The sequence below is a fragment of the Kitasatospora sp. NPDC033851 genome (genome assembly GCF_055576085.1).
This window is the reverse complement of record NZ_JBVIRL010000066.1, coordinates 1-16,847: the sequence shown is the minus strand read 5'-3', so window position 1 is coordinate 16,847 and position 16,847 is coordinate 1. Positions and strand designations below refer to the sequence as shown.

2 protein-coding genes and 1 pseudogene are annotated in these 16,847 nt (G+C 74.8%); all 3 read right to left on the bottom strand.

Features of this window, described 5'->3' with window-relative positions; genetic code table 11:
* Window positions 1–1,564, bottom strand: a pseudogene (locus ACZ51D_RS42855) (type I polyketide synthase); the annotation flags it as partial.
* A 48-nt stretch (window positions 1,565–1,612) separates the two neighbouring features.
* Window positions 1,613–11,014 carry a type I polyketide synthase gene (locus ACZ51D_RS42850; protein ID WP_465665715.1) on the bottom strand — a complete coding sequence of 3,134 codons (9,402 nt, stop codon included), beginning with the start codon at window positions 11,012–11,014 and terminating at the stop codon, window positions 1,613–1,615.
* A 184-nt stretch (window positions 11,015–11,198) separates the two neighbouring features.
* The coding region (locus ACZ51D_RS42845; RefSeq protein ID WP_465665713.1) for a type I polyketide synthase at window positions 11,199–16,847 on the bottom strand (5,649 nt) is incomplete at its 5' end.

The following is a 16,847-nucleotide window of genomic DNA, read 5'->3' as shown; positions in this document are numbered from 1 at the left end:
CCCGGAACTCGAACGCCGCCCGGCCCGTCGCCAGCGAGAACCCCAGATCCGCCACACTCGGCGCACCACCGCCCTCGACCACCGCCACCAACCCCACCGCCTGCGCCACAAGCGCCTCCGGACTCCGCGCCGAAAGCACCACCGGCACCACCGGCGACACCGGCAGGGCCACCGAGTCATCCTCCGGGGCCTCCTCCGCGGCCGGAGCCTGCTCCAGGACGGTGTGGGCATTCGTCCCGCTCACACCGAACGCGGAGACGGCAGCCCGGCGCGGCCGGCCGGTTTCCGGCCACGGCAGGTTCTCCGTCAGCAGTTCGACGGCGCCGGCCGTCCAGTCGACGTGCGGGGACGGCTCGTCCACGTGCAGGGTCCGCGGCAGGACGCCGTGCTGCATCGCGAGCACCATCTTGATCACACCGGCGACACCGGCCGCAGCCTGGGTGTGGCCGATGTTGGACTTGAGCGAGCCGAGCCAGAGCGGCCGGTCGTCGGCCCGCTCCTGGCCGTAGGTGTTCAGTAGGGCCTGTGCCTCGATCGGATCGCCGAGTCGTGTGCCGGTGCCGTGCGCCTCGACCGCGTCGATCTGGTCCGCCGTCAGCCCGGCACTCTCCAGGGCCTGCCGGATCACCCGTTGCTGCGACGGGCCGTTCGGGGCGGTCAGCCCGTTGGACGCACCGTCCTGGTTGACCGCGCTGCCGCGCACCACCGCCAGTACCTGGTGGCCGTTGCGTCGCGCGTCGGAGAGCCGCTCGACGAGCAGCATGCCGACGCCCTCGGACCAGCCGGTGCCGTCCGCCGCGGCGGCGAAGGCCTTGCACCGGCCGTCCGAGGCCAGCCCGTGCTGGCGGCTGAACTCGACGAACACGTCGGGGGTGGCGAGGACGGTCACGCCGCCCGCGAGCGCCATCGAGCACTCGCCGTTGCGCAGCGCCTGCACTGCGAGGTGCAGGGCGACCAGCGAGGAGGAGCAGGCGGTGTCGACGGTGACCGCCGGCCCCTCGAAGCCGAAGGTGTAGGACAGGCGCCCTGAGACGACCGCCGCCGCGTTGCCCGTCAGCAGGTAGCCCTCGACACCGTCCGGCAGGTCGTCCGCGACCGCGCTGTACCCCTGCGAGGAGGCGCCCACGAAGACGCCGGCCCGGCTGCCGCGCAGCGTGGTCGGGTCGATGCCCGCCCGCTCGAAGACCTCCCAGGAGGTCTCCAGCAGCAGCCGCTGCTGCGGGTCCATGGCCAGCGCCTCGCGCGGGCTGATCTCGAAGAACGCCGGGTCGAACCGGGCGGCATCGTGCAGGAAGCCTCCGCCGCGGGCGTAGAAGGTGCCCGGCCGGTCCGGGTCCGCGTCGTACAGGTCGGCGAGGTTCCAGCCGCGGTCGGTGGGGAACTCGGAGATGGCGTCGCCGGCGTCGGCGACGAGCCGCCACAGAGCCTCCGGAGACTCCACGCCCCCGGGGAACCGGCAGCTCATCCCGACGATCGCGATCGGCTCGCGCGAGGCCGCGATCAGCTGCTGGTTCTGCCGCCGCAGGCGCTCGGTCTCCTTGATGGAGGCCCGCAGCGCTGCGACGATCTTCTCGTTGGGCGTGGTCATCGTGAGCTCCGCACTTCGGACGTGTCAGGTTTCGTTGCTGTCGAGGGCCATGTCGATGAGGCTCGCCACGTCCATCGTGTCGATCAGGTCCAACTCGTCGTCGGAGCTGGTGGCGGAGCCGTCCGTGCCGGGACCGGCGAGCCGGAGCAGGGTGTCCAGCAGGCCGGCCTCGCGGAAGCGCGCCAACGGGATCGCGGCGAGTGCCTCCCGTAGCTGTGCCTCCTGCGGGTCCACCGCCGCCTCCCGGGCGCCGTCGGGGAACAGGCGGTCCCGGACGTGCTCGGCGAGGGCCGCAGGCGTCGGGTAGTCGAAGACGACGCCTGCGGGCAGCTTCAGCCCGGTGACCAGGGTGAGCCGGTTGCGCAGCTCGACCGCGGTCAGCGAGTCGAAGCCGAGCGCCCGGAATGCGCGGTCCGGTTCGACGGACCGGGCGTCCGGGTAGCCGATGGCCTCGGCCACCTCGCCGCGCACCAGTTCCAGCAGGGCGCGGTCGCGGTCGGCGGCCGGGAGCCCGGCCAACCGGGCAGCCAGGGCGCCGGCGTCGTCGCCCGCCCGGCCGGTGTCGTCGGCCGGCTCCGTGTCGAGGACGGCCCTGACCTCGGCCAGGTCGCCGATCAGGGGGCGCCGGCGGGCAGCGGTGTAGGCGGGCGTGAACGCCGCCCAGTCGACGTCAGCGACGACGCCGGTGGGCTCGCCGTCCGCCAGGACGCGCCACAGGCCGAGCAGCGCGGTGCCCGGGGCCATCACCGACAGGCCGAAGCGGCGCAGGTGGTGCTCGGCGTCCGCGCCGGCGGCCATGCCGGCCTCGGCCCAGGGACCCCAGGCCACCGAGGTGCCGGCCAGTCCGCGAGCCCGGCGGGCCTCCACCAGGGCGTCCAGGTGGGCGTTGGCCGCGGCGTAGCCGCCCTGGCCGCCGCTGCCCCAGACCCCGGCGACGGAGGAGAAGGTGACGAAGGCGTCGAGTTCCCGGTCGCCGAGCAGGGCGTCCAGGTGGGCGGCGCCGGCGGCCTTGGCGGCGACGACGGCGGCCAGTTGCGCCGGTCCGCTGTCGTCGAGCGGCGCGTCGGCGACCACGCCGGCCGCGTGGACGACGGCGGTCAGCGGCAGGTCTGCGGGGATGCCGTCGAGCACCCGGGCCAGTGCGTCGCGGTCGGCGCTGTCGCAGGCCGCGACGGTCACCCGGGCACCGAGCGCGCCGAGTTCGGCGACCAGCTCGGTGGCGCCGGGGGCCTCGGGGCCTCGGCGGCCGGTGAGCAGCAGGTGCTCGGCGCCCTCGCCGGCCAGCCGGCGGGCCACCTGGGCGCCGAGGGCGCCGGTGCCGCCGGTGATGAGCACGGTGCCGCGCGGCCGCCAGGGCACGGCCGGGCCCTCGGGCCGGCCGGTGACCCGCTCCAGGCGGCGCACGTGGAGGCCGGTGGCCCGGACGGCGAGCTGGTCCTCGCCGTCGGCGCCGCTGAGGGCGGCGGCCAGCAGCGGACCGGTGTGCGCGTCGAGCTGCTCGGGCAGGTCGACGAGACCGCCCCAGCGGTCGGGGTGCTCCAGGGACGCCACCCAGCCGAGGCCCCAGACCTGGGCCTGCTCGGGCGCGGTGGGACGGTCGCCGGCCCCGGTACCGACCGCGCCCGCGGTCGCGCACCAGAGCGGGGCGCCGAGCCCGGCGTCACCGAGGGCCTGCAGCAGGAGGAGGGTGGCGGCGAGGCCTGCGGGCAGTGCCAGGTGGGCGGGGTGCGGCGCCGGGTCGAGGGCGAGCAGCGAGAGCACCCCGGACGGCGTGCCGGCCTCGGCCTCCTCGCGAAGCCGGGCGGCCAGTGCTGCGCGGTCGTCGTCGCCGACGGCCCAGGTGACCACCCGGACGTCGGCGTCTTCGCGGGTGAGCGCGGCCGACACCTCGGCGGTGCGGTCGGCCGTGTCGGTCCCGGCGGGGACCACCAGCAGCCAGCTGCCGGACACCGGGGCGGCCGGTTCGGTGACCGGCCGCCAGACGGCACGGTAGCGCCAACCGTCCGCGGTGGACTGCTCGCGGCTGCGGCGGCGCCAGGCGGCGATCGCCGGGAGGGCGGTGCCGAGCGGCTGGTCGGCGTCGAGCCGCAGTTCGTCGGTGAGCGCGGTCAGGTCCTCGCGCTCGACGACCTCCCAGAAGCGGGCGTCCACCGCATCCGGCTCCCGGGTCGCCCCTGCGGTGGCCGCTGCCACGGGCGCGGGCCAGTAGCGCTCCCGCTGGAAGGCGTAGGTCGGCAGGTCGATCCGGCGGGCACCGCTGCCGGCGAAGTACGCGGGCCAGTCGACGGCCGCGCCGCGTGTCTGGGCGGTGGCGAGGGAGGTCGTCAGCGTCCGGGCCTCCGGGTGGCCGTGGCGCAGCACCGGGGCGAAGGCGGCGGGCCCGGCGGCGCAGCCCTGGCCGAGGGCGCTGAGGACGCCGTCGGGGCCGAGCTCCAGGTAGGTGGTGACGCCCTGGGCTTCCAGCGTCCGGACGGCGTCGGCGAAGCGGACGGCCTCGCGGACGTGCCGCACCCAGTAGCCGGGCTCGGTCAACTCGGCGGAGGCGAGTGCGCCGGTGAGGGTCGAGGCGATCGGGATCCGCGGCGCCTCGTACGCCACCTGCTCCGCAACGGCCCGGAACTCGTCGAGCATGCCGTCCATCAGCGGCGAGTGGAAGGCGTGGCTGACGGTCAGTCGCTTGGTGCGGCGTCCGTCGGCGGCGAGCTTCTCGGCGATCTCGACCACGGTGCTCTCGGCACCCGAGATCACCACGGACGTCGGGCCGTTGACCGCGGCGATGCCGACACCTTCGGTCAGCAGCGGCAGCACCTCGTCCTCCGCCGCTTCGACGGCGACCATCGCGCCGCCGCGCGGCAGCGCCTGCATCAGCCGGCCACGCGCCGCGACCAGCCGCGCCGCGTCCGCCAGCGAGAACACACCGGCGACGTACGCGGCGGCCAGCTCGCCGATGGAGTGACCGGCCAGCGCGTCGGGGCGCAGACCCCACGACTCCAGCAGGCGGAACAGCGCGACCTCGAGCGCGAACAGCGCGGGCTGGGTGTACGCCGTCTCGTCGATCAGCTCGGCGTCCGCGATCGCCTCGCGCAGCGGACGCTCCAGGTGGCCGTCCAGCTCCGCGCAGACCGCGTCGAGAGCCTCGGCGAACACCGGGTACGTCTCGTACAACTCAGCTCCCATGCCCCGCCGCTGACTGCCCTGGCCGGTGAAGAGGAAGGCGAGTTTGCCGCCCGTGGCCGAGCCCCGGACCACAGTCGCACCGGGAGTGCCGGCGGCCAACCCCTGTAGACCCCGCATCAACCCCTGCTCGTCGGCAGCCACCACGACCGCCCGGTGCTCCATCGCGGAGCGGCCGGTGGCCAGCGAGTACGCGGCGTCGCCGGGCGCGGCGCCGGTGGCCACCGCTCGCAGCAGCCGCTCGGCCTGGGCCCTCAGGCCGTCCTCCGTGGGGGCCGACAGCGGCACCGGCCAGACCGGCGGTGCGGCCGGGCCCGGCTCGGCGACGGCCGGCTCCGGCTCCTGTGCCTGCTCCAGGACGACGTGCGCGTTGGTGCCGCTCATGCCGAACGAGGAGACCGCCGCGCGGCGGGGGCGGCCGGTCCGCGGCCACGCCGTGTTCTGCGTCAGCAGTTCCACGGCCCCGGCCGACCAGTCGACCTCGGTGGACGGCGCGTCGATGTGCAGGGTGCGCGGCAGGACGCCGTGCTGCATCGCCAGCACCATCTTGATGACGCCCGCGACACCGGCGGCGGCCTGGGTGTGGCCGATGTTGGACTTCACCGAGCCGAGCCGGAGCGGCTGCGCACCGGTGCGGTCCTGGCCGTAGGTGGCGAGCAGCGCCTGGGCCTCGATCGGGTCGCCGAGCCGGGTGCCGGTGCCGTGCGCCTCGACGGCGTCCACGTCGGCGGCGCCGAGGCGGGCGGAGGCGAGTGCCTGGCGGATGACCCGCTGCTGGGAGGGCCCGTTGGGGGCGGTGAGGCCGTTGGAGGCGCCGTCCTGGTTGACGGCGGAACCGCGGACGACGGCCAGCACCCGGTGGCCGTTCCGTTCGGCGTCGGAGAGCCGCTCGACCAGCAGCAGACCGACGCCCTCGCCCCAGCCGGTACCGTCCGCGCCGGCCGCGAACGCCTTGCAGCGGCCGTCGGCCGCCAGACCGCCCTGCCGGCTGAACTCGACGAACGCACCCGGCGTCGACATCACCGTGACGCCGCCCACCAGGGCGAGCGAGCACTCCCCGGCCCGCAGCGCCTGGCCCGCCAGGTGCAGCGCGACCAGCGAGGAGGAGCATGCGGTGTCGACGGTGACCGCCGGGCCCTCCAGACCGAAGGTGTACGACAGCCGTCCGGAGACGACACTTGCCGCCGTGCCCGTGCCGAGCCGCCCCTCCAGGTCGTCGGAGGAGTTGGCGGCAAGGGTCAGGTAGTCCTGGCCGTTGGTGCCGACGAAGACGCCGGTCCGGCTGCCGCGCAGCGCGGCCGGGTCGATGCCCGCCCGCTCGAACGCCTCCCAGGAGGTCTCCAGCAGCAGCCGCTGCTGTGGGTCCATGGCGAGCGCCTCGCGCGGCGAGATCCCGAAGAAGACCGGGTCGAACTCGGCGGCGTCGTGCAGGAATCCGCCCTCCCTGGTACCGGCCCGGCCGGGCCCGTCACCGTGCAGGGCGGCGAGGTCCCAGCCCCGGTCGGTGGGGAACCCGGAGACGGCGTCACCGCCGTCGAGCAGCAGCTGCCACAGCTCCTCCGGTGACCCGACCCCGCCGGGGAAACGGCAGCTCATGGCCACGATCGCGATGGGCTCGTCGATGGCGGAGCCGGCGAAGTGGGCACCGCTGGTCTCCGGGACCGCCGATTCGGCGCGGCCGAGGACCTCGGTCCCGAGGTGGCCGGCGAGGGCGGTGACGGTCGGGTAGTCGAAGACCAGCGTGGAGGGCAGGCTCAGGCCGGTGACGACGGTGAGGCGGTTGCGCAGCTCCACGGCGGTCAGCGAGTCGAAGCCCAGCTCGCGGAAGGCCCGGCCCGCGTCCACCGCGTCCGCCTCCGCGTAGCCGAGCACCCCGGCCACCTCGGTGCGGACCAGATCCAGCAGGACGGCGGCCCGGTCGTCGGGGGTCAGCCCGGCCAGGCGGCCGGCAAGTCCGTCGGACGGGCCCTCGGGGCGGTCGGGCTCGGACTGCGCGGAGGTGGAGCGGCCGGCCTCGGGGATCTCGGCGAAGAGGGGGACGGGCACCGTCGTGCCGTCGAGCAGCCGCTCCCAGACGATGTCGGCGACGGCGAGCGCAGTGTCGCCGTTCTCCAGTGCCTGCTGAAGCGCGGTCATGGCGAGGTCGGGAGCCATCGGGGGCACACCCTCGCGGCGCAGGCGCACGGTGAGCCGGTCGTCGGTCGCCATGCCCACCTCGGCCCACGGACCCCAGGCGATCGAGGTCGCGGGCAGTCCGTCGGCCCGCCGCTGCTCGGCGAGCGCATCCAGGTAGGCGTTGGCCGCGGCGTAGTTACCCTGACCTGCACTGCCGATCGTCCCGGCCGTCGAGGAGAACAGCACGAAGGCCGACAGGTCATGACCGCTGGTCAGCTCGTGCAGGTTGCGCGCGGCGTCCACCTTCGGCAGGGCCACCGATGCCAGCCGCTCGGCGGTCAGTGCGTCGATCACACCGTCGTCCAGGACGCCGGCCGTGTGGAAGACCGCGGACAGCTCGTGCTCGGCCAACAGGCCCGCCAGCGCCTCGCGATCGGCGACATCACAGGCCGCCACGGTCACGGCCGCGCCAAGGGCGGTCAGCTCGTCGCGGAGCTCGGAAGCCCCCGGGGCATCCGAGCCACGGCGGCTGGTCAGCACCAGGTGCCCGGCACCGTTGCGGGCCAGCCAGCGCGCGACCTGCGCACCCAGCGCACCCGTCCCGCCGGTGACCAGCACCGTCCCGGACGGCGACCACGCCGAGCCCTCACCACGCGCAGCACGGACCAGACGGCGGCCGAAGACACCGGACGCGCGGACCGCGACCTGATCCTCACCGGCATCGGCCAGCACACCGGCCAGCCGTCCGAAGGCCCGCTCGTCCGCGTCCACGGGCAGATCGACCAGACCACCCCACCGCTCCGGATGCTCCAGCGCGACGACCCGGCCCAGGCCCCACACCTGCGCCTGCACCGGATCGGCCACCCGCTCCGAACGCCCAGTGGCCACCGCGCCCCGCGTGACACACCACAGCGGCGCAGCAACACCGGCATCGCCCAGCGCCTGAACGAGAGCCAACACCTCGCCCGGTGCGGCAGCCGGGAGCACAATGCCCGCCACTGCCGCACCATCGGCCAGCACCGACCGCAACTCGCCCGCCAGTACACCGCGATCGGCCGTGCCGGCCTCGAAGACCCGCACCTCCGCGCCCCGACCGGTCAGCACCCCGGCCAGCTCCCCAGCGCCGGCCGCCACCAGCCACACACCCGACAGCCCATCCGCCGACTCCACCAGCGGCCGCCAGGCCACCCGGTAGCGCCAGCCGTCGACCACCGTCGCCTCACGGCTGCGCCGCCGCCACGCCGCCAGCATCGGGAGCGCGTCGCCGAGGCGGTCGCCGTCCTCCACGCCGAGGGTCTCGGCGAGCGCAGCGAGGTCCTCGCTCTCCACGGCCTCCCAGAACCGGGCATCCACCGGGTCGGCCGGCAGCCCGGCCTGGACGGGGCCGCCCGACTCCAGCCAGTACCGTCCGGGGCGAAAGCCGTAGGTCGGCAGCTCCACCCGCCGTGCGCCGCTTCCGGCGTAGAACGCGGCCCAGTCGACGGTGACGCCGCGCAGGTGGGCACGCGCCACGGCGCTGGTCAGCGTCTCGGTCTCGGGGCGGCCGGCGCGCAGCAGCGGGACGAACGCGGCCTCGGCCGCGGACTCCTGGCCCATGGCCGAGAGCACCCCGTCCGGCCCGAGCTCCACGAATGTCCGGACGCCCTGCGCCTCCAGCACCTGCACCGCATCGGCGAACCGGACCGTCTCCCGGACATGCCGCACCCAGTACTCGGGATCCGTCAGCTCGGCCGAGACGAGCACACCCGTCAACGTCGACACGACCGGGATCCGCGGCACCTCGAACACCACCTGCCCGGCCACCGCACGGAACGCGTCCACCATCCCGTCCATCAACGACGAATGGAACGCATGACTGACCGTCAGCCGCTTGGTCTTCCGACCCTGGGCCTCCCAGTCGGCAGCCAGCTCCAGCACCACCCGCTCGTCGCCGGAAACCACCACGGAGGAAGGCCCGTTGACGGCGGCAATGCCCAGCTCGTCGCCGCGCCCGAGCAGCAGTGGCAGGACCTCGCCCTCGGCGGCCTCCACGGCCACCATCGCGCCGCCGCGCGGCAGCGCCTGCATCAGCCGACCGCGCGCGGCCACCAGCTTGCACGCATCCGCCAGCGAGAACACCCCGGCGACGTGCGCGGCGGCGATCTCACCGATCGAATGCCCGGCCAGGAAGTCAGGCCGCACACCCCAGGACTCGACCAGCCGGAACAGCGCCACCTCCACCGCGAACAAGGCCGGCTGCGCGTAACCCGTCTCATGGATCAGCGCCTCATCGGCGATCGCCTCACGCAGCGGACGATCCAGATGACCGTCCAGCTCGGCACAGACCTCGTCGAAAGCCGCGGCGAACACACGGTGGGCCACGTACAACTCCCCACCCATCCCCACCCGCTGGCTGCCCTGGCCGGTGAACAGGAAGGCGGACGGCCCGTCGGCGACGATGTCCTGGAGCGCCTGCCCGCGCTCGCCCTCGGCGAGGGCGCGGAGCGAACTCCGCAGCTCCTCGGTGTCCGTGGCGACCAGGGCGGCACGGTGCGGCAGCGCGGCCCTGGTGGTGGCCAGCGAGTAGCCGATGTCGAGCGGATCGGCCTCGGACACGGTGTCCAAGTAGGCCAGCAGCCGGGCGGCCTGCACCGGGAGGGCGTCGGCGCTGCGCGCGGAGAGCAGCCACGGCACGGCCGTACGGTTGGCGCGGTCTGCGGCGACAGCCACCGGCGCGGCCGCCGGGGCCGAGGCGTCCGGGTCCTCGGCGGGCTCGGGGGCCTGCTCCAGGATGGTGTGGGCATTGGTGCCGCTGACGCCGAACGAGGAGACCGCGGCCCGGCGCGGCTGCCCGGTCTCGGGCCAGGGACGGGGCTCGGTCAGCAGCTCGACCGCACCCGCCGTCCAGTCGACGTGCGGGGACGGCTCGTCCACGTGCAGGGTCTGCGGGAGCAGGCCGTGGCGCATCGCCATGACCATCTTGATCACGCCGGCGACACCGGCGGCGGACTGGGTGTGGCCGATGTTCGACTTCAACGAGCCGAGCCACAGCGGCTGTTCGGCCGGCCTCTCCTGGCCGTAGGTGGCGAGCAGCGCCTGCGCCTCGATCGGGTCGCCGAGGACGGTGCCGGTGCCGTGCGCCTCCACCGCGTCCACGTCGGCGGCGGCGAGCCGGGCGTCGGCCAGCGCCTGGCGGATCACCCGCTGCTGGGCCGGGCCGTTCGGCGCGGTCAGGCCGTTGGACGCGCCGTCCTGGTTGATAGCCGAACCGCGGACCACGGCGAGCACCGGGTGCCCGTTGCGGCGGGCGTCGGAGAGCCGCTCGACCAGCAGGACGGCGACGCCCTCGGACCAGCCGGTGCCGTCCGCCGCGCCCGCGAAGGACTTGCAGCGGCCGTCGGCGGCCAGGCCCCGCTGGCGGCTGAACTCGACGAACACGTCCGGCGTCGCCATCACCGTCACACCGCCGACCAGGGCCTGCGCGCAGTCGCCGTCGCGCAGCGCCTGGCAGGCCCAGTGGAGTGCCACCAGCGAGGACGAGCAGGCGGTGTCCAGGGTGGCCGCCGGGCCCTCCAGGCCCAGCGTGTAGGCGATCCGGCCGGAGAGCACACTGGTCGCATTGCCGGTCAGCAGCCGCCCCTCGACGCCCTCGGGCACCTCGCGCAGCTCCGAGCCGTACCCCTGGTAGCTGCCGCCGACGTACACGCCGGTGCGGCTGCCGCGCAGCGACGCCGGGTCGATGCCGGCCCGCTCGAAGACCTCCCAGGAGGCCTCCAGCATCAGCCGCTGCTGCGGGTCCATGGCGAGCGCCTCGCGGGGCGAGATCCCGAAGAACTCGGCGTCGAACTCGGCGGCGCCGTGCAGGAATCCGCCCCCGCTCGCGTAGAAGGTACCCGGGTGGTCCGGGTCCGGGTGGTAGAGGTTCTCGACGTCCCAGCCTCGGTCGGCGGGGAACGGCGAGATCGCGTCGGTGCCGGTGGACACCAGCTGCCACAGGTCCTCCGGCGAGCGGACGCCGCCGGGCAGGCGGCAGCTCATCGCGACGATCGCGATCGGCTCCTGCTCCGCCTCCTCGACCTCGCGCAGCCGGCGGTTGGCCCGGCGCAGCTCGGCGGTCATCCACTTGAGGTGGTCGAGGAACTTCTTTTCGTCTGCCATCAGCGGGCCGCCTTCGAAGGTGCCGGGTGGATCGCGCTCGTCGCGCAAGGGGACGGAGAGGTCGAGCGGAGGGTGGTGATCGGGCCGGCAGGGGTGCCGGGGGAGGTCGGCGCCCCGGACAGGGGGGACGCCGACGGGGTGCCGGGGCGGGCGCGGCCCGCCCCGGCGTACACGGGGTGCACGGTCAGGACCTGCCGAATTCCTTGTCGATGAGGTCGAGGAGGTCGTCGGCGGACACGTCGTCCAGCTCGTCCTCGTCGGCCTCGTCCACCGCGCCGCCGGCCGCGTTCCACTTGGCCAGCAGGGCCTGGAGGCGGGCGGTGACGCGAGCGCGGTCGGCGTGGTCCGAGGCGACGGCGGACAGCGTCCGGTCGAGCGCGTCGAGTTCGGCGAGCGCCGAGCCCGCCCCGGTGTCGTCGTCGCCGGCGATCTCGGCCCGCAGGTGGGCGGCGAGCACGGTCGGGTTCGGGTAGTCGAACACCAGGCTGGTGGGCAGCCGGAGGCCGACGGCGGTGCCGAGCCGGTTGCGCAGCTCGACCGCGGTCAGCGAGTCGAAGCCCAGCTCGGTGAACGCCCTCGCAGCCTCGACCGCCGCAGCCCCGGCGTAGCCGAGGACGGCGGCGACCTCGCCGCGGACCAGGTCGAGCAGCGCCCGCTCCCGCTCGGCGGCGGGCAGCGACCGCAGCTGCTCCTGGAAGGCCGCGGACTGCTCGGCGGTGCCCGCCTCCGGACTCGCGGTGGCACCCTCCAGCGCCTCGCGGACCTCGGGCAGGTCGCCGATCAGCGGCCGCGGGCGGGCGGCGGTGAAGGCCGGCGCGAACAGCGCCCAGTCCACGTCCGCCACCGTCAGCGCCGTCTCCCTGTGGTCCAGCGCCTGCTGGAGCGCGGCGATGCCGAGCTCCGGCGCCATCACCCGCAGGCCGCGCCGGCGCAGCTGCTCGGCAGCGGCGGCGTCCTCGGCCGCCATGCCGATGCCGCCCCACGGCCCCCACGCCACCGAGGTGGCGGCGAGTCCGGCGGCACGGCGCCGCTCGGCGAGGGCGTCGAGGAAGGCGTTGGCGGCCGCGTAGCCGGTCTGCCCGCCGCTGCCCCACACGCCCGCGATCGAGGAGAAGAGGACGAAGGCGTCCAGCTCGGTGGCGCCCAGGGCCGCGTCGAGGTGGACCGCCCCGGACACCTTGGCGTCCACGACCGCCGCCAGTTCGGCGAGGTCACTGTCCATCAGGGCGGTGTCCTGGGTGACGCCGGCGGCATGCACCACCGCGCGCAGCGGCAGGCCGTCCTCGCCCACGAGCAAGCGCTTGACCAGCGACTCCACCGCCTCGCGGTCGGACGCGTCGCAGGCCTCCAGGGTCACCCGGACTCCGGTGGCCGCCAGTTCGTCGCGCAGCCGGACCGCACCGGGGGCCTCGGCGCCGCGCCGGCCGGTGAGCACCAGGTGCTCAGCGCCGTTGCGGGCCAGCCAGCGGGCCACCTCCGAACCGAGCGCGCCGGTGCCGCCGGTGACCAGCACCGTGCCGCGCGGCCGCCACGGAGCCGTCGGGGCAGCGGGCCGTTCGGCGCGCACCAGGCGCCGGGCCAGCACCCCGGAACGGCGCACCGCCAGCTGGTCCTCGCCGTCCCCGGCGGACAGCACGCCCGCCAGGCGGGCCGCCGCCCGGTCGTCCACCGTCACCGGCAGGTCGACCAGACCGCCCCAGCGCTCGGGGTGCTCCAGGGCCACCGTCCGGCCCAGACCCCAGACCTGCGCCTGAACCGGGCTCAGCACGCCCTGGGCCGCACCCGTCGCCACCGCTCCGCGCGTCGCACACCACAGCGGGGCGCCGATCCCGGCGTCGCCGAGGGCCTGGACGAGCACCGCGGTCGCGGCCGGCCCGGCGGCGAGCGCCGGGTGGACGGGGTGCTGCTCCTCGTCCACGGCGAGCAACGACAGGACACCCGCCGGAGTCCCCCCTGCCGCGTCCCAGGCAGCGCGCAGCTCATCGGCGAGCGCGGCGCGCTCGCACGTGCCGGCATCGACCGCGATCCGCCGCACCCGCGCCCCGCCGTCCGACAGGGCCCGCTCGACGGCGGCGGTCCACTGCCGCGCGGCCTGCGGGAGCGTACCGTCCGCCGGGACGACCAGCAGCCAGTCACCGGTCAGCACCCCGTCGTACGAGGCGTCGGCCAGCGGCCGCCAGACCACCCGGTAGCGCCAGCCGTCCACCAGGTGCTGCTCGCGCTGCTGGCGTCGCCAGGCCGAGAGAACCGGCAGGACGGGCGCCAGGGCGGTCAGCGGGGACCGTGCGTCCGAGGCGTCCACCTCCAGGGTCGCCGCCAGCGTGTTCAGATCCTCGCTCTCCACCGCCTCCCAGAACCGGGCGTCCACCGGGTCGCCGCCCTGGCCCGCCGCGCCGTGCACGGCGGCCGCGACGGAGACCGGGGCCTCCGGCCAGTACCGCTGCCGCTGGAAGGGGTAGGTGGGCAGGTCGACCCGGCGGGCGCCGGTACCGGCGAACACGGCCGGCCAGTCGACCGCGAGGCCGCGGACGTGGGCCTGGACGAGGGCCGCCGTGAGCGTGCGGGCCTCCGGGCGGCCGGCGCGGAGCACCGGGACGAACACGGCCTCGGCCACGGACTCCTGGCCCATCGCGGACAGCACCCCGTCCGGGCCCAGCTCGACGAACGTCCGGACACCGTCCGCCTCCAGGGCGGTGACCGCGTCGGCGAAACGGACGGCCTCACGGACGTGGCGCACCCAGTACTCGGCGTCGGTCAGCTCGGTGGAGACGGGAGCGCCGGTGAGGGTGGAGACGATCGGAATCCGCGGAAGTTCGTAGGTGATCTGCTCGGCGACGGCACGGAAGTCCGCGAGCATGCCGTCCATCAGCGGCGAGTGGAACGCATGACTGACCGTCAGCCGCTTGGACTTGCGACCCTCCAGCTGCGCTACCACGGCCAGCACCGCATCCTCGGCACCCGAGAGCACGACGGAGGTGGGCCCGTTGACCGCGGCGATGCCGACGCCCTCGGTGAGCAGCGGCAGGACCTCGGCCTCGCTCGCCTGCACCGCGACCATCGCACCGCCGCGCGGCAGCGCCTGCATCAACCCGGCACGAGCCGCCACCAGCCTCGCGGCATCCGCCAGCGAGAACACACCCGCGACATGGGCGGCAGCCAGCTCACCGATCGAATGCCCGGCCAGCACGTCCGGGGTCAGACCCCACGACTCCACCAGCCGGAAGAGCGCCACCTCCAGCGCGAACAGCGCCGGCTGAGCCCAACCCGTCTCGTGGATCAGCTCCGGGTCGGCGATCGCCTCGCGCAGCGGACGGTCCAGGAACTGGTCCAGGTGCGCACACACCGCATCGAACGCGTCCGCGAACACCGGGAACGCGCCGTACAGCTCCTCCCCCATCCCGACGCGCTGACTGCCCTGACCGGTGAACAGGAACGCCGTCCGCCCCTCCACCACCGTGCCGTGGAGCGCGTTCGCGCCCGAGCCGCCCGTGGCCAGGACCCGGAGGCCCGCCAGCAGTTCCGTCCGGTCCTCGGCCAGCACGGCCGCCCGGTGTTCGAGCGAAGCCCGGCCGACTGCCGCGGAGAGCGCCAGGTCGGCGAGCCGGGCCTCGGGCTGCTCCTCGACAACGGCGATGACGCGCTCGGCCTGGGCCCGCAGTGCGGTCTCGCTCTTGGCGGACAGCACCACCGGCAGCACCGGCACGGTCGCCGCGGCGTCCTCCGGGGTCTCCTCGACCACCGGGGCCTGCTCCAGGATCGTGTGGGCATTCGTCCCGCTGATGCCGAAGGCGGAGATGCCCGCGCGGCGCGGCTCACCGGTCTCCGGCCAGTCGACGTTCTCGGTCAGCAGCGAGACGCTGCCGGCCGTCCAGTCGACGTGCGGGGTCGGCGCGTCCACGTGCAGGGTCCGCGGCAGGACGCCGTGCTGCATCGCGAGCACCATCTTGATCACACCGGCGGCACCGGCCGCGGCCTGGGTGTGCCCGAGGTTGGACTTCACCGAGCCGAGCCAGAGCGGCCGGTCGTCGGCCCGCTCCTGGCCATAGGTCGCGAGCAGGGCCTGCGCCTCGATCGGGTCACCAAGGCGGGTGCCCGTGCCGTGCGCCTCGACCGCGTCGATCTGGTCCGCCGTCAGCCCGGCACCGGCCAGAGCCTGACGGATCACCCGCTGCTGCGACGGACCGTTCGGCGCCGTCAGCCCGTTCGACGCACCATCCTGGTTCACCGCAGAGCCACGGACCACCGCAAGCACCGGATGCCCGTTGCGCCGGGCATCCGACAGCCGCTCGACCAGCAGCATGCCGGCACCCTCACCCCAGCCCGTACCATCCGCCGCACCCGCGAACGCCTTGCACCGCCCGTCCACCGACAGCCCGCGCTGCCGACTGAACTCCACGAACAGATCCGGCGTCGACATCACCGTCACACCACCCGCGAGCGCGAGATCGCACTCACCGTTGCGCAACGCCTGCACCGCCAGGTGCAGCGCCACCAACGACGCCGAACACGCCGTGTCCACCGACACCGCCGGCCCCTCAAGACCGAACGTGTACGAGAGACGGCCGGAGATCACGCTCGTCGCCGTACCGGTCAGCCGGTGCCCCTCGACCCCCTCCAGGCCGTCCACCAGGAGGTTCGCGTAGTCCTGGCCGTTGGTGCCGACGAAGACACCCGCCTGGCTGCCGCGCACCGAGGTCGGATCGATGCCCGCACGTTCGAAGGCCTCCCAGGACGTCTCCAGCAGCAGCCGCTGCTGCGGGTCCATCGACAGTGCCTCGCGCGGCGAGATCCCGAAGAACGTCGGGTCGAACTGCGTCGCCTGGTCCAGGAAACCGCCCTCGCGGGCGTACGTGGTGCCCTGGTGGCTCGGGTCCGGGTGGTAGAGCGACTCGACGTCCCAGCCGCGGTCGGTCGGGAAGTCGCCGATCGCGTCTCCGCCGCTCAGCAGCAACTGCCAGAGCTCCTCCGGGGTGTTGACCCCGCCGGGGAAGCGGCAACTCATGGCGACGATGGCGATCGGCTCGTCGTCCGCCACCGCCGGCAGGACCGCGGTCGGTGCCAGAGTGGCCGAGCGGCCGCCCAGCAGTTCGGCACCGAGGTGGTCGGCGAGTGCGGTGGCCGACGGGTAGTCGAAGACCAGCGTCGCCGGCAGGCGCAGCCCGGTCGCCGCGTTGAGGCGGTTGCGCAGGTCGACGGCGGTCAGCGAGTCGAAGCCCAACTCCTTGAACGCCCGGCCCGCCTCCACCGCCTCCGACCCGGCATAACCGAGAACGGCAGCGACCTGGCCACGGACGAGGTCCAGCACCGCACGGCCGCGCTCCGCCTCCGACAGCCCGGCGAGCCGCGCCGCCAGCGAGGAGTCGCCGGCACCGGCCCGCGCGGACGAGGCAAGGGCCGCGTCCATCACCGTGCGGGCCTCGGGGATCTCGTCGAACAGCCGCGTGGCCCGCACGGCGGCGGTCTCACCGGCGACTCGATCCCAGTCCACCGCGGCAATGGTCAGGGCGGTGTCGCCCTGGTCGAGCGCGTGCTGCAGGGCCGAGATCGCCAGCCCCGGCGCCATACCGACGACGCCGTCACGGCGCAGCCGGTCGGCCACGAGTTCCTCGGTGGCGAGCCCGGCCTCGGCCCAGGCGCCCCAAGCGATCGAGGTGGCGGGCAGACCGTCGGCCCGACGCTGCTCCGCAAGCGCGTCCAGATAGGCATTCGCAGCCGCGTAGTTGCCCTGCCCGGCACTGCCCACCGAACCCGCCATCGACGAGAACAACACGAACGCCGACAGACCACACCCAGCCGTCAACTCGTGCAGGTTCCGCGCCGCATCCACCTTCGG